The 20,579-nt window shown below is 32.6% G+C and carries 20 protein-coding genes; 3 read left to right on the top strand and 17 right to left on the bottom strand.

Annotated elements, in window-relative coordinates:
- Nucleotides 1–13 precede the first annotated feature (13 nt).
- The 13 genes from dapD to D8M03_RS07200 form a co-directional block, all read right to left on the bottom strand.
- Nucleotides 14–730, bottom strand: a complete 717-nt coding sequence (dapD, locus tag D8M03_RS07260) for a 2,3,4,5-tetrahydropyridine-2,6-dicarboxylate N-acetyltransferase (RefSeq protein WP_245987496.1) — start codon at nt 728–730, stop codon at nt 14–16.
- 118 nt (nt 731–848) lie between these two features.
- Nucleotides 849–1,748 carry a LysR family transcriptional regulator gene (locus D8M03_RS07255; protein WP_121214115.1) on the bottom strand — a complete coding sequence of 300 codons (900 nt, stop codon included), beginning with the start codon at nt 1,746–1,748 and terminating at the stop codon, nt 849–851.
- A gap of 72 nt (nt 1,749–1,820) precedes the next feature.
- Entirely contained in the window at nt 1,821–2,261 is a 441-nt protein-coding gene (gene cbpB / locus D8M03_RS07250; protein ID WP_121214114.1) for a cyclic-di-AMP-binding protein CbpB, read from the bottom strand.
- A 141-nt stretch (nt 2,262–2,402) separates the two neighbouring features.
- Nucleotides 2,403–2,645, bottom strand: coding sequence for a short-chain dehydrogenase (locus D8M03_RS07245; protein ID WP_245987495.1), 243 nt, complete (start codon nt 2,643–2,645; stop codon nt 2,403–2,405).
- A 79-nt stretch (nt 2,646–2,724) separates the two neighbouring features.
- A complete protein-coding gene (gene fadH, locus D8M03_RS07240; RefSeq protein ID WP_121214112.1) occupies nt 2,725–3,495 on the bottom strand; it encodes a 2,4-dienoyl-CoA reductase in 771 nt (256 codons plus the stop codon).
- Nucleotides 3,496–3,936: 441 nt separating this feature from the next.
- A complete protein-coding gene (locus D8M03_RS07235) occupies nt 3,937–5,589 on the bottom strand; it encodes a putative bifunctional diguanylate cyclase/phosphodiesterase (RefSeq protein WP_121214111.1) in 1,653 nt (550 codons plus the stop codon).
- 181 nt (nt 5,590–5,770) lie between these two features.
- The gene (locus D8M03_RS07230) at nt 5,771–7,930 is read right to left on the bottom strand and encodes an RNA degradosome polyphosphate kinase (protein ID WP_121214110.1); all 2,160 of its coding nucleotides are present in this window, start codon (nt 7,928–7,930) and stop codon (nt 5,771–5,773) included.
- A complete protein-coding gene (locus D8M03_RS07225; protein WP_121214109.1) occupies nt 7,927–9,477 on the bottom strand; it encodes a Ppx/GppA family phosphatase in 1,551 nt (516 codons plus the stop codon). The genes D8M03_RS07230 and D8M03_RS07225 overlap by 4 nt, the downstream gene beginning before the upstream one ends.
- Nucleotides 9,478–9,689: 212 nt before the next feature.
- Complete coding sequence (locus D8M03_RS07220; RefSeq protein ID WP_121214108.1) at nt 9,690–10,592, bottom strand: chemotaxis protein; 903 nt, start codon at nt 10,590–10,592, stop codon at nt 9,690–9,692.
- A 75-nt stretch (nt 10,593–10,667) separates the two neighbouring features.
- Nucleotides 10,668–11,993, bottom strand: coding sequence for an MFS transporter (locus D8M03_RS07215; protein ID WP_121214107.1), 1,326 nt, complete (start codon nt 11,991–11,993; stop codon nt 10,668–10,670).
- A 44-nt stretch (nt 11,994–12,037) separates the two neighbouring features.
- Entirely contained in the window at nt 12,038–12,910 is an 873-nt protein-coding gene (locus D8M03_RS07210; protein ID WP_121214106.1) for an NAD(P)-dependent oxidoreductase, read from the bottom strand.
- Between the two features lie 318 nt (nt 12,911–13,228).
- Nucleotides 13,229–13,414: an aspartyl-phosphate phosphatase Spo0E family protein gene (locus D8M03_RS07205; protein WP_121214105.1), complete on the bottom strand. Its 186-nt coding sequence runs from the start codon at nt 13,412–13,414 to the stop codon at nt 13,229–13,231.
- A 92-nt stretch (nt 13,415–13,506) separates the two neighbouring features.
- On the bottom strand, nt 13,507–13,695 hold the full coding sequence (locus tag D8M03_RS07200; protein WP_121214104.1) for a hypothetical protein: 189 nt from the start codon (nt 13,693–13,695) through the stop codon (nt 13,507–13,509).
- 124 nt (nt 13,696–13,819) lie between these two features.
- Between D8M03_RS07200 and D8M03_RS07195 the strand changes: the two genes are divergently transcribed.
- The 3 genes from D8M03_RS07195 (at nt 13,820) to D8M03_RS07185 (ending at nt 15,516) form a co-directional block, all read left to right on the top strand.
- Nucleotides 13,820–14,002 carry a YkvS family protein gene (locus tag D8M03_RS07195; protein WP_097071958.1) on the top strand — a complete coding sequence of 61 codons (183 nt, stop codon included), beginning with the start codon at nt 13,820–13,822 and terminating at the stop codon, nt 14,000–14,002.
- Between the two features lie 170 nt (nt 14,003–14,172).
- Nucleotides 14,173–14,784 carry a CPBP family intramembrane glutamic endopeptidase gene (locus D8M03_RS07190; protein WP_121214103.1) on the top strand — a complete coding sequence of 204 codons (612 nt, stop codon included), beginning with the start codon at nt 14,173–14,175 and terminating at the stop codon, nt 14,782–14,784.
- A 69-nt stretch (nt 14,785–14,853) separates the two neighbouring features.
- Nucleotides 14,854–15,516, top strand: a complete 663-nt coding sequence (locus tag D8M03_RS07185; protein ID WP_121214102.1) for a hypothetical protein — start codon at nt 14,854–14,856, stop codon at nt 15,514–15,516.
- A gap of 198 nt (nt 15,517–15,714) precedes the next feature.
- On the opposite strand, the gene D8M03_RS07180 is transcribed toward D8M03_RS07185, so the two are convergent.
- From D8M03_RS07180 to D8M03_RS07165, 4 genes are all read right to left on the bottom strand, one after another.
- Nucleotides 15,715–16,161, bottom strand: a complete 447-nt coding sequence (locus D8M03_RS07180) for a MarR family winged helix-turn-helix transcriptional regulator (RefSeq protein WP_121214101.1) — start codon at nt 16,159–16,161, stop codon at nt 15,715–15,717.
- A 77-nt stretch (nt 16,162–16,238) separates the two neighbouring features.
- Nucleotides 16,239–17,675, bottom strand: a complete 1,437-nt coding sequence (locus D8M03_RS07175) for an ATP-binding protein (protein WP_121214100.1) — start codon at nt 17,673–17,675, stop codon at nt 16,239–16,241.
- A 489-nt stretch (nt 17,676–18,164) separates the two neighbouring features.
- The gene (locus tag D8M03_RS07170; protein WP_121214099.1) at nt 18,165–19,514 is read right to left on the bottom strand and encodes a TrkH family potassium uptake protein; all 1,350 of its coding nucleotides are present in this window, start codon (nt 19,512–19,514) and stop codon (nt 18,165–18,167) included.
- A 101-nt stretch (nt 19,515–19,615) separates the two neighbouring features.
- Nucleotides 19,616–20,395 (bottom strand): TerC family protein, encoded by a 780-nt coding sequence (locus tag D8M03_RS07165; RefSeq protein ID WP_121214098.1) that lies wholly within the window; start codon nt 20,393–20,395, stop codon nt 19,616–19,618.
- Between the last annotated feature and the right edge of the window lie 184 nt (nt 20,396–20,579).

The following is a 20,579-nucleotide window of genomic DNA, read 5'->3' as shown; positions in this document are numbered from 1 at the left end:
CTAAATCACCCTCTTAAATATTTCTTAACGCGTCCATAATTTCTGTTTTTGATTTTGTTTTTTCATCTAGTTGTTTTAAAACGCGCGCTGGTACTCCACCTACAACAGTATATGGTTCAACATCACTAATTACAATTGCGCCTGCTGCAACAACTGCACCTTTTCCAACGCGTACACCTTCTAACACAACAGCGTTTGCACCGATTACAACATCGTCCTCAATAATAACTGGTGTTGCAGAAGGTGGCTCAATAACACCAGCAAGAACCGTACCTGCACCAATATGACAGTTTTTACCTACTGTCGCACGACCTCCTAATACCGCACCCATATCGATCATCGTTTTTTCACCGATTTCTGCACCGATATTAATGATTGCTCCCATCATAATAACTGCATTGTCACCAATTGTAACTTGATCGCGGATAATTGCACCTGGTTCAATACGTGCATTGATATGTTTTGTATCAAGTAAAGGTACCCCTGAATTGCGGCGGTCATTTTCAACAACGTAATCAGCAATTTTATCAGCATGCTCTTTTAAAGCTGCTTCAATTACACTCCATTCACCAAATACTACAGCGCTATTATTTTCACCAAATACTTTTGTATTTTCTCCGTAATTTAAATTCGCAACCCCTTCACCTGATACATATACTTTAACAGGTGTTACTTTTTTAGCATTACCAATAAATTCAATAATTTCTTGTGCATTTAATTTTTTTGTCACGATGATTTCCCCCATATATGTAATGATTTATAACATTAAATTATTGTACTAAATTTTTCATTAATTAGCACGTAAAAATTTCTGAATATACTTGCTAATTTAAATTAACCAGCATTTATTATTTCGTATAATCGTACAAACAGCTTGCGTGTTGTTTTACCACTTCAACAAACGCTGCTACTTGTCTTAATTCAAAGGAAGAATCATAGCCAATTAACCATGTATCACGAGTTAATCCTAAATCTTTTTCAGTATTTGTAATCGGAATTTTATTTACTTTTTCTTCACCGTTCAAAGTGATGGAAGGTAATATCGCATAGCCTATACCATTCAACGCCATTTGTTTACATGTTTCAATTTGATCTACAAATATTTGTCTTTTTGGATTTGAAGAAAAATGTCGTTGCCACCAAAGTTGGATTTCTTGATAATAACTCGAGTCACTTTTAAATTGAATAAATGGTCGATCAGTCGTTATTAATTCATCAAGTTGCTTTATTTCTTTATCAACTAGATACATCATATCGCGAAACAGATGTACTTTTTTCCCTTTCCATTCAGCTTGTCCGCGCACAATTCCAACATGAGCTTCTCCTTCATATAGTGCTTTAACGATTTCGGAACTCCAACCAGTAATTAAGGATATCTTTGCATCTGGATACTGTGTGACAAAATCTTTCAATACTTTAGGAAGCCAGTTTTGACCAACTATTGAAGCACAAGCTATTTTTAATGTTCCATGTACTTTTGAATTTAATGCTTGAATTGTTTCAAAAACTTCTTCTTTCCGAACTATTGTTTCGATTGCGTATTGTATGACTAATTCTCCTGCTGGGGTCGGAGTTAATCCTTTTTGAGATCTGATAAAAAGCTGCGCCCCCCAGTCCTTTTCTATGGTCTGTAAGCGTTGAGAAAGGGCTGGTTGTGTTAAAAAAAGTCGTTCCGCAGCCTTTCTCATATTCTTTTCTTCAGATAAAATTTTTATTATTTCTGCTTCAGTTGTATTCAAAATAGTCATCCCTTCAGTTTTAAAATAATGATACCAGTGAAAAAATCGACAAAATCCAAAGGAAGGATTTTGTCGACTCTACTAATCTACTGAATAAATGTACTTTTTTAATTGTTTTAAAATGACACGACGAGTTAATATTCCAACGAATGTACCTTCATGATCTACAACACACAAAAATGCATGGTTAATAACTAGATCAAGAGCTTTTTGGAATGTATCTGTTATTTTAAGATACGTTACCCCTCGATCCATAACATCATCTACTTTTATATTTGCAAGTTTTTCATATTCGATACGCTCAAGACCTAATATAGACTCAGTAATCATTTTCGTACTTAATAACCCGTGTAATCGAAACTTGATATCCAATACTGGCACTGATGAATAACCGGTTTTCGTCAATACTAATAAAGCATGTTCAGCACTATTCCCTATTTGTACATGAGCGACTTTTTCAGATGAAATAATAAACTCGCTAATTGGAGTATCTAATAACGCTTTTCTACTTGTTGAAATCATTGCCTTCTACTCCTTTTTCTGTCGAACTATTCAGAACAGGACACTACGTTACTTATATGATATCACAAATTGTTCACAAATGACCATTATAAGAAGGTAGTATTTTGGAGTAGAAGGATGATTTTTCTAAAATATCATATACTAATAGCCATAAACGGCCCAGTAGTAAAAGATCATTATTCCAGTAAATAAACCAAAGATAACATACATGATAATAATTGGGTTCATTGCAATTGGGTGATCACGTATCACTTTACTGATTGGTGTATCAGTTGCTGCAGCTCGTTTTCGAACATTTTTCATAACTCCAACTGACATATAATACGAAACTGCTACTAAAATGATACCTGTTATTAATGCTGGTATGACCCACATTCCCATCATTACAACCTCCTTTACATTAGAGTTGTAATTAGTATGCATCTCAATTCTTTTGTTATTCCAATGTACAAGTTATCAATAACTAGAATGGGTATTGATTTAACCACTGACCTCCATCTAAAGTGACACATTCTCCATTCATATAAGAAGCTTTAGGGGATAAAATAAAAGCAGCTAAATCTGCAATTTCTTCAGGTGTTCCTAGTCTTTTTAATGGAACTGCTTCAATTGTTCGTTTTGTATGTTCTTCCGATTGCCACAATCTTTCTGCTCCACCAGTTCGATCGATCGGACCTGGTGCAATTGCATTAACCCGAATCCCATATTGATGTCCCCATTCAACAGCGAGAGATCGAGTTAATGACAAAACACCTGCTTTTGCAGCAGCTGAATGGATGATTCCAGCACCTGCACCCCAAGCATAAGTAGCAACCATATTTAGAATTTTTCCTTTTATTCCATTTTCAATCCAGTACTTTCCTATTTCAGAAGAACAATAAAAAGTACCGTTTAATACGATATCAATAACTGCCTTCCAACCGTTAGGAGATAATTTTTCTGCTGGCACAATAAAATTTCCTGCTGCATTATTTACTAGAGTTGTAATCGTACCAAATTTATTAATTGTAAACTGAGCCATTGCTTGTACATGTTCAACTTCACGAACATCCATTTGAAATGTTTCTATCGTACTACCTTTTTCTAGGATCTCGCTTTTTGCTTTTTGTAATCTATCATTATCTCGGCCTGTAATAACAACATTAGCCCCTTCACTAACAAATTGCTTTGCCATTGCTAAACCCATACCACTAGATCCGCCAGTAACAATGATTGTTTCACCTTTTAATAACATTGTATCCCCTACCCCCTCAAATGAATGACTATTCAGAATCCATTTTACCGCATATTCAATCTACTGTCATTCAATTGTCAGAAAATATTGTTAATAATATAAAGTTATTTGCAAAAAAATAGAGTTTGCGACAAAAAGCGATTTTTCAAATTTATTTTAGAAATATTAGTGATGAAAATCTGTTATTTAGAAAAAGTTGATTGGAATGGAGTGTGGCTGAGTGTAGCTGACGGCATTCGCCTTTCGCTACATAGCAAAGCTTCCTGCGGGAATCGCATGAGCCGAAAATCCATTTTTGCCGGCCATAGACGGCAAAAATTAGTTGAGGCCATGCCCGCAGAAAGCGTCCACACTGAATGGAAATCAACGTCCTTCATATCAAAAAGACACCATTTTCACGTTAGAAAAATGGTGTCTTTCTAGTTTTGTCCCAGCCTGATGTTACTTCACTAAATATTGTTCAATTATGTCTTGTACCGGGAGTGGTTTATTATATAAGTAACCTTGACCTTTTTTACAGCGGTGTTGTTTTAAGAAGAGTTCCTGGGACTTCTCTTCCACACCTTCAGCTATTACATCCATTCCGAGATTTTCAGAGAGTGCTATAATCGCTTTCACAATTGCTTCATTTTTCTCATCTTTATTTAAATCAGCAATAAACGATTGGTCGATTTTAATAATATCAATGGGATATTTTTTTAAATAACTCAACGATGAGTATCCTGTTCCAAAATCATCCACAGATACGTAAACTCCTAATTCTTTCAAACTTCTTAAAATTGCTTGTGTTTCCTCGGCATTTTCCATAGAGCTTTCTGTAATTTCCAGCTCAATAAACTTCGGATTCACATCATACTTGTTTAAAATTTGTTTAATTTTTTCTGCAAAGCCTTCCTGTTTAAATTGTTTAAGAGAAATATTCACAGCAATTCGGACAGGTCTGTATCCTTTTTCACGCCATTGTTGCTGGTATTTACATACTTGCTCTAATACCCAATCCCCAATTTGTATAATTAATCCTGAAGACTCTGCAATTGGAATAAATTGCGAAGGTGGTACAAAACCAAATTTCGGATTATTCCATCGAATTAATGCCTCAAAACTGTCAATTTCATTTGTTTCAAAATCGATTTGTGGTTGTAAATGAATACTCATTTCGTTAAATTCTATTGCCCTACGTAAATGAGCTTCCATTAACACTACATTTTGGAATGTATGACTCATTTCCTCACGATAAAATCGATAATGGGATCGGCCATGTTTTTTTACATAAAATAAAGCTTGTTCAGCTTGTAATAGAAGTGTTTCTAAATCTCTACCTTGGTCAGATAAAATTGTTGAAATACCAATTGAACATGTTACAAAATACTCTTGTCCATCAATCATAAATGGATCTTTTAATTTTTCCAAAATTAGGTTTCCTAATAAATCAAGTTCTTCTCGTAAATAATACCGAACGAGGAAAAGGAATTCATCACCGTTATAATGGAATAATTCATAGTTTTCATTTTGCAACTCACTAAAACGTTCACTGATTTGTTTTAACATATTATCTGCTTTTTGTTTACCCAGGGATTCATTAAATTTTTTAAAGCGATCTAAGTCAATTAATATTAAAGCAATATTCTTATCGTCTTTATATTCTCGATATTGTTCAGACCATCTAGCATTAAGTGCACGTCGATTTAATAACCCAGTTGTTACATCTTGAAAAGACACTAAACTAAATGGGCTATTGTTATGTAAAACTTTTTTGATTATCAATGCATAATAAATATCTTCTTTATGCGCTATCGGTTGAACATAAATCGATAGCATTTTTAAATTATCAATTGATATGTATTGGATTTCTCCAGTTGGATTTTGTATGATTTCAGAAAACTGCTCCCAATCTAACAATTGAAAAAATTGTCTGGCATCCATCCCTTTTATAAAAGCAGTGGGAGATAAATTTGATGCTTTTGAATTAATCATTTCAACAGAAAATGCTTTTTGTGCCTGTTTTTGTTTTAATATGACAACTGCTTCAAAAGGGTTTAGTTTTATAATCTCATGTAAATATTCTTCAATTTCCACAATCGGAAAGTTTATCATTTTTATCCCCCATTATATTACTTACATAAGCTAGTATTGGGGGTTCCAAAAAGTCAAAACTATTTGGACACCCTCTCCCCTACTTGGTAAATATCTCCTAGAAAAAATTACTTTTGTAGGAGTCGTCCCGCAATGACTTTTCAGACGCCTCCCACACTATCCTTCGTAAATCATAAACGATTTACTCTTCTACGACAACGGTACTCACCGCTTCTAATAAGAAATATTCCTGTGAATTTAACTTCATTGAACTATCACGCTCTTTTTTATAATGATACTTACCAGATGAATTTTGGATACGTGCTTTTGCCGTATCATTTAATTCGGTTAAAAGTATATGCATTACTCTTTTCTTTATCTGATCAGAATAAATAGGGAATAAAATTTCAACTCGTTTCACCATATTACGTGTCATCATATCCGCTGAAGATAAAAATACTTTATTTTCTCCATTATGATGGAACCAAAAAATTCGAGAATGTTCTAAAAAACGTCCTACAATACTTGTCACAGTTATGTTTTCACTTATGCCAGGAATTCCTGGTCGGATACAACAGATACCACGAATTAATAATTCAACTTTTACCCCATTTATTGAGGCTTCATATAGCTTCATCATTAAATCTTTATCCGTTAAAGAGTTCATTTTTGCACGAATAAATCCATTTCCATATTCTTTATGCATTCGAATCTCTTCATCAATTAATCGAACAAATTCATCACGGATGTCATACGGTGCAACTACTAAGTGATGGAAAACTGGCTTTTCAGTATATCCACTTAAGTAATTAAAGAAATTCGTTGCATCGATGCCAAATTCCTTATTAGATGTAATAATACCCATATCCGTGTAAATTTTTGCTGTTGCATCATTATAATTCCCCGTACCTAAGTGAACAAAACGCTCAATTTTTCCATTATTTCTTCTAACAACTAATGTAATTTTCGAATGGGTTTTTAAATTATTCATGCCATAAATTACTAAACAACCTGCTTGTTCTAATTCTTTCGCCCAGTGAACGTTATTTTCTTCATCGAACCTTGCCTTTAATTCTACAAGAACAGTTACTTGTTTCCCATTTTCTGCTGCTTGTTTTAATGCATGGATAATTGGTGAGTTGCCACTAACGCGATATAATGTTTGTTTAATCGCAAGTACCGTAGGATCCGTTGCTGCATCTGTAATAAAATCAACAATAGGCTCAAAAGATTCATATGGATGATGGAAGAATATATCCTGCGTTAACGCTTTTTCAAAAATATCTTCATCTGAATCTAAATCTTTCGGGCGCTGTGGTATAAAACTTTCATATTCTAAATGTTCAAGACCTACAGAAATTTTCTTTACAAACCCAAATAAAAATGTAAGATCTAACGGACCATCTATCTTAAATACATCTGACTCTTCAATTTCAAATTCTTCTAATAGATAATCCAGAACTTCGTCACTCATTTCGCCATCGCGCACTTCTAAACGACTACCGACACCCCATTTACGTTTCTTCAACTCTTTTTCAATTTCAACTAGTAAATCTTGTGCGCCTTCTTCGTGAATCGTTAAATCAGCATTTCTTGTTAAACGGAAAGCTTGTGTAGATTTTACTTTATAACCATAGAACAATTGATCAATATGACTTGTAATGACGTCCTCCAATAATACAAATTCCTTTTCGCCTTCATTACTTGGCAGTTCAATAAATCGTTCTAAAACAGATGGAACTTGTACAATCGCCACTTTTTCATTTTGTTCTACTGTATTAGTTTCTTCTAACATTACAAGTAAATTTAACGTTCTACCTAATAACGTTGGGAACGGTCTATACGCATCCACAGCAACAGGTGTGAGAACAGGAAAAATTGTTTCTTCAAAGAATTCATCAATGCACCTTTTTTGAACAATATCTAAAGATTTAAAATCCTTAATTCTCACGTTTTCTAAAGGCAATAATTCATAAACTAAATGACGAAATAATTCCATTTGTCTTCTTACTAAAGATTGAGTTCGCTCAGCTATTTTCGTTAATTGTTCTTTTGGTGTTAAACCCGATTTATTTTCTGGTTTATTAAAACCTGCACGTACTTGATCTTGTAAACCTGCAACACGTACCATAAAAAATTCATCCAAGTTTGAACTAAAAATGGCTAGGAACTTTAATCTTTCAAGTAAAGGATTTTCTAGATCTTCAGCCTCTTCTAACACTCGTTCATTAAATGCTAACCAGCTTAATTCACGGTTATTATAATATTCTGGCTTAGCAATTTCTTGCATTAATTGCTCATAAGTGGTAACTGTTCCATTTTCCCTTTCCCCTTGAGAATCTCTCTGTATTTCTGTAGTCATCCCATTTCACCCTCTTTTAAAAATTGAATTATTACAGGCTTTTTGAATACACGTTCAATATGTTTTTTTTGACGTTCAGATTGGTAGATTTCCGCCATAGGATGTTTACTTGCTACAATGTTAATATGAACTGTATCGTTGATTAGCTCTAAATGAATTGATTTTACTAAGTTTCGCTTTGAAACATTTAATGAATAGACAAATTTTAACAACGCCCCATATTCTCTCAAAACTTTAAGTTCATCACGATTAAACCAATTTAAAAACGGAGCTGAGAAACGGCGGAAATAGTCTTTATTTTTATAAGAGGCTAACAATGCTAATTTAACACGATCTCTATGACTCATCCCTGCAATGGATTGATTCGCTAATAGATAGAACGTGTGTTGATTAGATGAATCATTTTCTATATATTCCCCAATTGAAAAGACTTGTGCAGCTTTTTTTAGTAAACTTAGATGCTTTTCATTGAATGTGAAAAGGTTCAATTTGCAACATTCCAAATATAACTGTTCTGTAGAAGAAGTTAACATTAGACATTCATCTTCAAACCGACCATACTGGTACATTATTCTTTTTGCATTTTCTTCAAAAACATTAAACTTATTGAAGCTATTTGGATCACTCTGTAGTACACGATGAATAATAAGCCCTTCTCGTAACCCCTTTTTACTAATTTGAAACTTCTTGGCTCCAACCACACCCATTAATGTTCTAAATACCTCTAATGCAATTTCGATAATATCTGCTCGATCCGTTGAAAGCCCGTCTAGTTGTTTTAACTGATCAAATGACATTCTACTTAAAAATGTATTTAATACTTCTAAATCATCAAATTTCATTTCATATTGATGTATTCCTGAAATTGGATAGTCTATTGTATGTTGATGTACTTGAGCTAGATTACGGGCACTTCCACCAATCGCAATCACCGGTAATTTTACATCTTTAATCCAATTTAATTTGTCAAATTGCTTTTTTATATATTGACGTAATAATTTTTTTTCTTCGTCATTTATAATATCGCCCGAAACAAATTTTTGCTTAAGGGATACGGTACCAAATGGAAAACTTATTGATTTTTGTAATGTTTTATTTTCGAATAGTGTTATTTCAGTAGAACCACCACCAATATCAATTGTTACCGCTGATGGCGTATCCATCGAATGAGCTACTGCTAAAAATCCAAAAAAAGCTTCTTGTTCTTCACTTAACAAGTTAATGGTAATCCCAGTCTCTTTTTTCATTCGATCAATAATTTCTGTATTATTGGTTGCTTGTCGAACAGCAGCAGTTGCAGCAGCATAAATATCCGATACTTCATAATCATCTAAAATCTTTTTATATGATTTTAATGTTTCCAATAAAATATTTATGCCCTGTTCTGACATTTCTCCATTAGGATTAATATATGTTCTTAACCTTGCAACAGTTTTTATATTTCCAAATTCATTAAGCCCTTCTTTAGGATTGTATTTATAAAGTACGAGACGAATTGTATTTGATCCGATATCTATTATCGCTATTTTTAACTGTTCCGTTGGGATCCCTACTCTCTTTTTATATTTATTCGGGGTACCAATAATATTGAACCCTATCTATAAGTAAAGAATGGTTAAATGAATCCGGAATTATGCAATATTTGTAAGGAAACTAAGTATACCTTTTCCTACCTGATCAATAAAAAAGATCGGATTGCCAAAGGGGTATCCGACCTTAAGTTAAAATTTATAAAATTTAGGATACCAATGCACACAAGTTATAAAATCAGTTCATCTGCTTTTAGAATTAACTCGGCAATTTCTGGCTTACTAATTTGGTCCTCTGCCCCTACTTCCTCGCCTTTATGACGCAGGTCATCTGTAATTAGACTTGAGAAAATAATAACTGGTAATTTCTCTAATGCAGGGTTAGATTTGATTTTTTTCGTTAAATGGTGGCCATCCATTTTTGGCATCTCAATATCCGTAATAACTAGTTGTACTTGATCTTCAATTGGTTTTCCGGTATTTAATAAACCTTCTAAATAATCTAATGCATCGCGTCCATTTTCAAAGAATTCAAGGTTAACATAACCTGCTTCAGTCAATGTGTCATGAATAAGTTTGCGCAATAATGGCGAGTCTTCTGCACAAACAATTTTCTTTTCAGATCGTTCACGTTTCCCAAGTTTTTTAACCGACTCCATGCTAATACCAGAATCCGGATTAATATCTACCATAATTTTTTCAAAGTCTAATAGTAAAATCATCGAGTTATTTTGTTTAATTACACCAATTACTTGTGAAGAACCTCCTTGATACATATCTGATGGTTTTTCAATATCATCCCAAGAGATTCGGTGAATTTGCGTTACATTGTCAACATGGAAAACCACTTTTTGCTTATTAAACTCTGCAACAATGTACTTTTGTTGAACGTTATATTGAGCATGTGGAATGCCTAGTACTTTTAACATATCAACTACAGGTAATACCTCTCCACGTAACTGCACAATCCCTTCAACGTGTGGATGTGCATGAGGGATAAATGTAACTGGAATTGGTTGAATGATTTCTTTTACTTTAATAACATTAATTCCAAATTTATTACTCGCCACTTCAAATTCAACTATTTCAAGTTCATTTGTACCACTTTCAAGTAAAATCCCTTTTTGTTCCATAGTTTTGGCGCTCCTTCCCTATTCTTACTGTATCTAGTAATCTAATTAGATTGTATCATAGGGAAGTCTTTTCTCCTATAAGCGATTTTGGGTTTCAGGTTTAACTTGTAGATGTACAAGAAGTCCAATAATTGTAAGGATTATCAGTGAACCTAAGGCAACTCGGCTCGCTAAAGTGCCATAATCTTTTAACAAAAGTGTCACAGTTCCATAAATTGCCGGTCCAATGATGGAGGATACTTTTCCTGAGAAAGCAAATAAGCCAAAAAATTGACCTCGTTTCTCTTCAGGTGATAATTCGATAATAAGCGTTCGAGAAGTAACCCACATGGAACCAAGGGAAATACCAAACATACTACCCGCAATCCAAAACATCCATTGAGCAGTTGCAAAGACTGCAAAAATTAATGCTACAATCATTAGAAGGGAAACAATTGATACTGCACGTTTTGAGCCAATTGCTTTTGTAATATAGCCAAAAGCTAATGAGCCAATAACAGTTGAAATCGTACTAACTAAATATAAAATAATAAATTGCCCGGATGAAAATCCTACAATTGCTGTAGCATAAACAGCCATCATAGCAATGGTTGTAGCAATAGCATCATTTAAGAAAAAATACGCAATCATAAAGGTGAAAATTGCCTTATACTTTTTCATTTCTTTAAAAGTGTTAACGATTTCCTTATAACCATCTATAAACTTAATCGATTTCCTATTTTCTTTTGGAATTGGACGATCTTTTATAAAGAAAAATAAGGGCAATGAAAATAGTAAATACATAATAGCTGTTGGTATAAAAGCACGATGGAAATTTCCATCACTAACCATTAGATACACAAGTAGACCAAATATTGTACCTAAATAACCTACTGCAACACCAAAACCAGATATGAGGGGCATTTCCTCTTTTGTTCCTAAGTCCCCCATCATGGAATCGTAAAATACTAAACTCGAATTAAAGAAAAATTTTGCTATGACGAAACTAATGACCACTAAAAATAAACTTAAAGGTACACCCGAAATATTGGTATTTAAATTGAGGCTCGCAAAAATCCCCATCATAAATGTAAATAGAATTGAGATGGAAGCAAACCAAACTATAAAACGCTTTTTATATCCAGTATTATCTATCCAAACCCCAAATAACGGTGAGAAAACAACTAAAAAGAAACTAGCAATTGCATTTGCATAGGAAATAAATGTACTAGCAACTTGTTGTCTTACTTCATCCGTACCTAAAACTTCATCCATATAAAAAGGAAAAAACACCGTGTTTATATTTGAAGAAAAAATCGTATTGGCAAAATCATAAAATGCCCAGGAAAGAATCGGCAAAGACATATATAAAGCGAGTTGGCTTCTTTGTCCAGGGATCTTACGGCTCAAATGTTTACCCATTGTATCTCCCCTAAATTTAGATTCTCACTACCATGCCGCCTACCTTACTCAACATAATATTTAATTAAAGCTTGAGTTCCTTTTTCTCCAAAACCATTTTCTAGTAGCTGATTATAAAGTTCTTTCGACAATTTTAAACCCGGTAAATTTAAATTCATTCTTTCTGCTTCATCAATAGCAATACGCATATCTTTTATAAAATGTTTAATATAAAAACCCGGTTCTAAATCACCTTTTACCATTCTCGGTCCTAAATTGCTAAGGGACCATGAACCAGCCGCCCCAGTAGAAATGGATTGAAACACCTTCTCAATGTCTAACCCAGCTTTAATACCATAACTAATAGCTTCACAAACGCCAATCATATTTGTTGAGATTAAGATTTGATTGCACATTTTCGTATGTTGACCAGAACCAGCCTCCCCTTGGTATACTATATTCTTTCCAAAGATTTGTAGAATCGGTAATACTTCTTCAAATGCTTCTTTATCACCACCAACCATAATGGAAAGCGTACCATTTTGTGCACCAACGTCCCCACCAGATACTGGAGCATCTAAGCTAGATATTCCCTTTTCTTTTGCTAATTCATAAAGTTTTTTCGCTAAAGATGGTTCTGAAGTTGTCATATCAATAACGATGGAACCACTTTTAGCTGATTGAAAGATGCCATCTTGATTGCAATAAACCTCTTCAACATCTTTCGGGAAGCCAACCATTGTAAAAATAACGTCTGCATTTTCAGAAGCTTCCTTTGGTGTTCTAGCCCACTTTGCTCCTAATTCTATTAAACTTTGTGCTTTCGATTTTGTACGTGTATATATCGAAACATCATAATTAGCATGAATTAAATGTTTTACAATACTTGAACCCATAACGCCTGTCCCAATAAAGGCAATTTTTTTCTGTTCACTCATCATTATCTCTCCTTCAATAATATTTTCGGCTTACTTGTAGTTTAACAAACAGCAGGAAAAATGTAGATAAATAATTGGAATTATTACACTTTTTTATAAAGTAATTATTTTTCGCAAAAAAAAGAGAGCAGAAACGTTAAGTTCTGCTCTAAAAGGGGGAAATGAGAATGTTGCTGTGTTCAAATCTAATATGTCCATTTTAATTAAAAAATAAAACAAAATTTTTAAATTTTTTATTTTGAATTTTTATCGATAATGACGTTTGGATATTAAAAGACTTTTTACCTTTGCTTAAACAAACCTTCTGAAATATATGATCTATTGTAATAGGTTATCTGATTGTTCATTTTCTTTTTTATTAGTTTGACCTTCAAATTGATTCATAAGCTGATCCAATTGTTTACTTAAACGAATTGTTTTTGGGTTTTGAAGTCCATTTACCATTCCTGATTCAATCATCATTTGACGTTTTTGCTCAAGTTTTTTTAAAAGGTTTTTGTCCACAAAACCCCTCCTAAAAAATTCATGATGTCCTCCTATTATAGAGTTTTTTATTCATTATAGAAGGAAAATCATTAGACAAAGTTCGACAACTATTAAGATCTAGGATTTTCAAGAAAGGTAAATACGACATTTCCCCCTTGTTTTGCCTCGCCACGAAAATGTTTAAACATTTCATCCTTTACTAGTACTTCTCTAAATTGTAAAAACTCCTCTTTTTTAATTTCTAAACTTTTTATTTCCCCATTTTTTAATTGTTCAATCATATTTTTATACATTTCCATCATAAAACACCTTACTTTCTTGTTAAGAAATAGTTAAAATTTATTAATTATTCAAAAAGCTCTTTACTTTTTTAAGAAAATAATGCAAACTTTCATAATATTAGTCAATAAGGAGCTGACTCTTATGAAAATAGCAGAGGTTGGAAATATTGTCGAGTTCAAAGAAGGACTACAAGGGGTAGTCGAAAAAGTTAATGAAAACTCTGTCATTGTTGACTTAACAATTATGGATAATTTTCATGATTTAGAAATGGAAGAAAAAACTGTAGTAAACCATAAAAAATATAAAATATTAAGTCAATTTTAAGAGAATTCGATTTTTGTTGTATCCTAAAATATCATAGAAAAAAATTAGGCAACAAAGGTTGAAGATAGTTTAACTCTCAGCTTCAAGTAAGTAAATTAAATTCCCCATTATTCGCAAAAAGATGATAGGGGATTTTTTTTTTGTTAAAATGTATAGAAGGAGGTCAGATTATGAAATTTTCAAAGCAAACTTTAGTACTCCTTCTATCAATAGTTTTCGTCTACATCCTGTTATTTTTCACATTTAAGGAAACTGCAATCTTTTGGTACCTTTATACATTTACCTTATTAGTAGGTATGGCTATTGCCATAATTGCAGGAAAGTTTAATGATGAACTTCCTACTTGGAAATATCTTATTTTGGGTATTGGTTACGGGACAATTTTGTATGCTATTGTTCGGCTTGGATATTTTATCATTTCGAAAGTAGATACAAGTCTATTAAAAACTATAACAAAATTCCTTAATAACTATGGCCCTAACAATATATGGCATTACTTACTTCTAATTTTTATTATTGTAGTGGGTGAAGAATTATTTTGGAGAGGATATGTCCAGCAACAATTAAAGAAATGGTTCTCACCAATTATAGCAGTTATTATAACTAGCATTTTATTTGCATTTTCTGTAGCGATTAGTGGATTTATGCTAGGAGCAATTGTTGCATTAATTGCTGGGCTAATGTGGGGCTTTCTTTATGAATGGAAGCAAAGTATGCCACTTATTATCGTAGCTCATGAAGTGTTTATCTTATTATTATTTTTGGTTATCCCACTAAATTAATAATTTTTTTGCAAAAAATGAAACTTTAACCATCTAAAAACGTTTAATTCAACAAGGAGGATGTAACTTATGAAAAATAACTTATTATTACTAATGACGTTATTTCTGTCCATTGTGATACTTGCAGCTTGTAATACAGCCGAGGAGCCTACTACAGAACCTGCAAGTGATTCAATTACCGCGGATAGTGATATTAACAACAATGCTGAAGAAAAAGAACCACCAATAACAAATGAGGAACAAGAAGAACCTCAAACTGATAGTGAAGAAGTAAAACCTGAAATTTCATACACATCAAACAATGAAGAACAAACAGAATCAACTACTTCTGTAGACAGTGAAAAATATACAATTCAAACAATAGAAGGATTTTCGTTAACTGCAGAAGAACCAGGAAAAGATGTATTATATTACGAAAAAGATGACTCAATCTTCATGCGAATTGAATACGCTACAGTAAATGATACAACTTTCGATGATTTGGTTGCTAATACGGAAGAAACAATGTCTGCTATCAATGAGGAGTATGAAACATTTGATTTCAAAACTTATCATGATGAAAATAAACTTACTAATTCAGCAGCCTATAAAACAAACTTTGAAGATGAAGAAGTATTGATGGTAGTATACGAAAAAGGCGATTCTCTAGTGCGCCTTACAATTTACGACCATGCAAAATACGATTTATCTGATGCATTTATTAAGATGGGCTTAAGTGTTCAACCAAAATAAAAACTTTAAATTAATAGGGGGTAGATCAGGTCAATTGCTAATTGACTTTGAACTACCCCCTATTTTTATTTTTTTAAACTGATCACTAACTAAGATAAATTAATAAGCTTTATATTAATAGGTATAAGAGGATTCGCAATTTGAGCCAAAAATCCCACAAAAAAAAATAGAAGCACAAAAATGCTCCCATTTTTCTTATTAATATGACAAGTCTTTAATTGATAATCCTAATTTTTTCAATAAGGTAATTGCTGTTTCTTTTTCTTCATCTGTTAAGACGCTTAATAATTCATGCAAGTTTTGTTCATGTTCCGGAAATAACGTTGACATAAATTTAGAACCTTCTTCGGTAATTTCTGCAAACGTCACGCGTCGATCTGATGGACATGATACTCGGTTTAAATATCCCCTCTTCTCAAGTTTATCAATCACATATGTAATTGAACCACTAGCAAGTAGAATTTTATTTCCAATTTGTTGCAATGGTTGACGACCTTTATGATAAAGTAACTCTAAAACTGCAAATTCCGTCGGATTTAATCCATGTTGTTGAAAAAATTGATTCGTCACTTCATTTATTGCTTTATTCGCTCGAGACAAAACGATATATAATTTTAGCGATTGCTTAATCTCATTCGTTGACATGACAATTCATCCTCTTTATCGATATATATGCATTATATCGATTAAGAGAAAGCTTTGTCAAAAATACATTTATCAAATTATACAACTGGAATTTTTTTTACGGACTCTCTATTAGTCCAATAGTTGATTAGTTCCTCTTCATCTTGTGTTTGTAAATTTTGCTCACAAAATGGAAGATTAATAATAAAGGTTGTCCCCATTCCAACAGTACTTTCTACGGAAATAGACCCATTATGTTCTTCTACAACTTTTTTTACCAATGCTAGACCTAAACCAGTTCCCGTTTCCTTTGTCGTATAGAAGGGTTTAAATAAATTACTTTGTTCTAACTCCGTAATACCTGCACCTTCATCCTTAACAGATAGCTGAATATATGAATCTTTATTTTCTAAAGTAATTGTAATTTGTCCACCATTAGGCATTGCTTCTATTGCATTTTTCACCAGATTAATAAGCATTTGCTTTAATCGATTATCATTTCCAAATATTAGTGTACTCTGATTATCATGATAATCACTTCTTAAAATTACATTATGGTGAACTGCATGAGGTAACATCAATTCAATTACTTCATCTACTATTTGCGCGATTGATAATTTTTCAAAGCTACGTTCTTTTGGTTTTGATAAGTATAAGAACTCGCTTAATATCTTTTCCATACGGTGGATTTCAGAATCCATTACATTTAAATATTTGTAACCATCTTCTGTAGAATTAATTTTCAACAACTCAATAAATCCTTTTAATGAAGTCATTGGATTTCGGATTTCATGAGCAATGCTAGCAGCCATTTGTCCAATAGCATTTAACGAATTTTGTTGCTCAAGTTGTTGTTTTAACTTAACATTTTCTGTCTCATCCGTAATTGTTGTAACAATCATGCTCATTTTATAATTGAATTTACTTTCGAGCTTATAAAACATTTCTTCACCAAAACGATTTGTTTTGGAAACGTTAATGGATGCTCGTCCGTTATTCATCAAGTTAGCAAAATATTGAAGTTTACTATAATTATAGTCAATTAAATAGTCAAAGATATTTTCATGCTGACAATTAATAATCTCGCATTTTTCACACTCAATATAATTTGATGCTATGTCGTTCAAATCAATAATTTCACCACTAATAGCCGTCAAAATCATTCCATGAGGGACATCATTAATCATTGAGAATATTTCCTCATGGATTAATGATATTCGTGCAAAAATTAATTTTTCTCTTTCATGATAATAACCAGCTAATTTAATTTTTCTATATTGGTTTTCACTTGTTTTAATATTCAACACGCAAAAACCACCCATATCCATTCGAATTTTATCTACAAACGAAGCCCATTGAAGTTTTGATGGCTCGTCCATTGGTAATGGTTGTTGTTTAGTTACATTATTTATATTAAGTAATTGCGCTGCGTAGTCATTTATTGACTCAATCTGACAAGAAGTATTTAAAATAAGTACTGGATCTTTGACGGCTTGAAACAATTTCCTAAAAATAGGACTTACAGTTTTCACCATTCTTTTTACACCAATCCTTCCATTTGGGAAAATACTCTCTCTCTATTTTTCACGCAAATCTTTTACATTTATTCTATTATCTATAATATTTGATTATGACTTATTTTTTCATTTTCAAAATATTCTCTATATAAAATATTATTAAAATTATTTCATAGTTTTTTTTATAAAAAAATGGGTAAAAAATATCATTTTCCAATTTTTATCCAATTCCAATTAGTACTTTTAAATCTAAAAAGATATTTTTTTGACTTTTTTATCGCCTTTTTTGTTGATTTGTTATTTACCATTAATTTCAAGATATTTCTAAAATCAATACTATATACCCAATAATTCACATTTTAAAACAAAATATTATAAATAGCGCACTCTTTTTTCAGATAATTCGTGCAATACTTTTACGTTATTACATATATAAAATAATATTTACAATACTTATTAAACTAAAAATGTCTCATACTTTTTAAATGTATGAGACATCAACATAATTTATCCTATTATGACACGTTCCTTCGGGTAGCGATAAGGTGGTTTTTCTGCTTTACCGCCCAAAGTATATAAAAATGAAATTAGGCCTACTCGACCAATGAACATTAAAATCATTACAACAAACTTCCCTTCAGTTGATAGGCTATCAGTAATCCCTAGGGACATACCACAAGTACCGAAGGCAGAAGTAATTTCAAAAATAATTTGTGTAGTTGTTGCATATGGCTCTGTTATTAACAACACCATTGTCGAAATCATAACCATAAAAAACGCAAGGATAATTACAACGTAAGAGCGAAAAATATCACTTAAATGGATTTCTCGTCCAAATATTTGGATTTCTGTCCTACCGTTTGCAAAGTTTATAAGGAATAAAATTGCTATAGCAAAAGTAGTAGTTCTTATTCCCCCTCCAACAGAACTTGGAGAAGAACCGATAAACATAAGAAAACTTAAAAAAATATCTGTGGCTTCACTAAATTGTGATACATCATATGTTGTTAAGCCTCCAGATCGGGAAGAAATAGAATGAAACATTGCTGTAAATAGCTTTTCATACCATGTCATCCCTTTAAAAGACAAGAACGATTCCACCAAAATTATAACGAGTGTTCCAACAATAAATAAAACAAAATAAGTTAATGCTGTAATTTTAGTAAAAAGCGAAAAGCGAAAAGTATCCTTTTTTCTAAATAAAAAATTTTTAACTTCAATTAATACTGGGAACCCAATCGCTCCTAAGACAATTAAAATCATTGTAATAAATTGAACAAAATAATCGGTATGGAACGGTTGTAGACTTTCCCCAGTGATATCAAATCCACCGTTAGTTGTTGCAGATATGGATGCAAAAACCCCATGTTTAATGGCTTCACCCCAAGTATCAAAATATTGGTGGAAGTGAAGGGAAAGAATTAATGCGCCGACTGCCTCAATAATAAATAAGAGCTTAACGATTTCTTTCAATAATTGTACAACACCAGACACTTGAGATTGATTAAAATCAATCATAATTAATTGTCTTTCTCTCATCCCAATTCTTTTCCCTGTTATTAGCCAAAGAAATGTGCCCAAGGACATAATTCCGATTGCTCCAAGTTGCAATATAACTAATAGGACTACCATTCCGAAAGGTGTTAAAGTGGATGAAATGTCAAACACAGATAATCCCGTAACACTGACCGCACTAACTGCCGTAAACAAACTATCTACTAAAGAAACTTCTTTCCCCTCTTCGTAAACAGCTGGAATTCTTAATAATAAAAACGAAGACGCAATTGCGATAAAATAGTATGAAACCAATAATTGAAATGGCGTGATTGCTCTACTATGTTTTTTCTTGTGAGTCACATATTTCGCCTCTTATCCATAATATAGAACTTTTTATTAGTATAAGGAATACAAGAGTAAAATAAAAGAGGAACAGCAATGTGCTCCTCTAAAAAACCATTTTATTTTTCTTCTACAACTTGCTTTTTCTTTTTCGCTACACTGATAAAATATCCACCAAGAGCGATAAGTAACAATACAATCCAGAATGTTAATTTCCATGGTGTTGAATGTGGAAACTCATGTGGTAAAATTCCAACTTTATCGTGTGATAATGTTAATACAACTAATTTTACACCAACCCATCCAACAATTAAAAATGCTGCAGTTTCTAAATCTGGATATTTGTTTAAGATTTTTACAAACCACTGTGCAGCAAATCGCATGATAACCATACCGATAATACCACCCAAGAACATCACAGCGAATTGTCCAGCATTAATACCTCCAATATGGAAATCTCCCATTTCAGGTAACGTTACGGCAATCGCAACAGCTGCTAACATAGAGTCTACTGCAAAGGCGATGTCTGCTAATTCAACTTTAGCAACAGTCGCCCAAAATCCTTTTCCTTTTTGAGTATGTTCTTCAATATCTTCTTTTGTTTCTTCTGACTTCTTAAATTTCGAGTCATAAATGTGTTTAATTGAGATAAATAATAGATAAGCAGCACCAATCGCTTGAATTTCCCAATAGTTCACTAAAACTGTAATCAAGAATAACGCAACAAAGCGGAAAATAAATGCACCAATTAATCCATAAAATAACGCTTTTTTCTGTTTATTTTCTGGTAAGTGTTTTACCATAACTGCCATTACGACTGCGTTATCGGCTGCTAAAAGTCCTTCTAATACAACAAGTACGACTAGTACCCAAGCATATTCCAATAATATTGCTTCCACGAGATAGTTCCTCCTTAGTCTTTTTATGCCCATATTGATGGGATTTTAAAATACACAGAAATCTCCAAATTTAGGCAAAATAAAAGACCTCTGCCTAAATAATAGGCAAAGGTCTTGCTTAGCAATAATTATACGTGCAAATTATGCTCTCACACCCGATGGAACAAACCATGTAATGACGAAT

The sequence above is a fragment of the Ureibacillus endophyticus genome, from assembly GCF_003628435.1.
Classification (GTDB): Bacteria; Bacillota; Bacilli; order Bacillales_A; family Planococcaceae; genus Ureibacillus; species Ureibacillus endophyticus.
This window is presented reverse-complemented; position numbering and strand designations above follow the sequence as displayed.

Coding starts and splice junctions, on each gene's coding strand:
- fadH (WP_121214112.1), bottom strand. CDS start 3,495: ATGTTATTAAAAGGTGAAACAATCATTGTTACTGGCGGATCTAGTGGT.
- D8M03_RS07235 (WP_121214111.1), bottom strand. CDS start 5,589: ATGATAAACTTTCCGATTGTGGAAATTGAAGAATATTTACATGAGATT.
- D8M03_RS07175 (WP_121214100.1), bottom strand. CDS start 17,675: ATGGTGAAAACTGTAAGTCCTATTTTTAGGAAATTGTTTCAAGCCGTC.
- D8M03_RS07220 (WP_121214108.1), bottom strand. CDS start 10,592: ATGGAACAAAAAGGGATTTTACTTGAAAGTGGTACAAATGAACTTGAA.
- D8M03_RS07230 (WP_121214110.1), bottom strand. CDS start 7,930: ATGACTACAGAAATACAGAGAGATTCTCAAGGGGAAAGGGAAAATGGA.
- D8M03_RS07200 (WP_121214104.1), bottom strand. CDS start 13,695: ATGGAAATGTATAAAAATATGATTGAACAATTAAAAAATGGGGAAATA.
- D8M03_RS07210 (WP_121214106.1), bottom strand. CDS start 12,910: ATGAGTGAACAGAAAAAAATTGCCTTTATTGGGACAGGCGTTATGGGT.
- D8M03_RS07195 (WP_097071958.1), top strand. CDS start 13,820: ATGAAAATAGCAGAGGTTGGAAATATTGTCGAGTTCAAAGAAGGACTA.
- D8M03_RS07190 (WP_121214103.1), top strand. CDS start 14,173: ATGAAATTTTCAAAGCAAACTTTAGTACTCCTTCTATCAATAGTTTTC.
- D8M03_RS07185 (WP_121214102.1), top strand. CDS start 14,854: ATGAAAAATAACTTATTATTACTAATGACGTTATTTCTGTCCATTGTG.
- D8M03_RS07180 (WP_121214101.1), bottom strand. CDS start 16,161: ATGTCAACGAATGAGATTAAGCAATCGCTAAAATTATATATCGTTTTG.
- D8M03_RS07245 (WP_245987495.1), bottom strand. CDS start 2,645: ATGATGGGAATGTGGGTCATACCAGCATTAATAACAGGTATCATTTTA.
- D8M03_RS07215 (WP_121214107.1), bottom strand. CDS start 11,993: ATGGGTAAACATTTGAGCCGTAAGATCCCTGGACAAAGAAGCCAACTC.
- D8M03_RS07255 (WP_121214115.1), bottom strand. CDS start 1,748: ATGACTATTTTGAATACAACTGAAGCAGAAATAATAAAAATTTTATCT.
- cbpB (WP_121214114.1), bottom strand. CDS start 2,261: ATGATTTCAACAAGTAGAAAAGCGTTATTAGATACTCCAATTAGCGAG.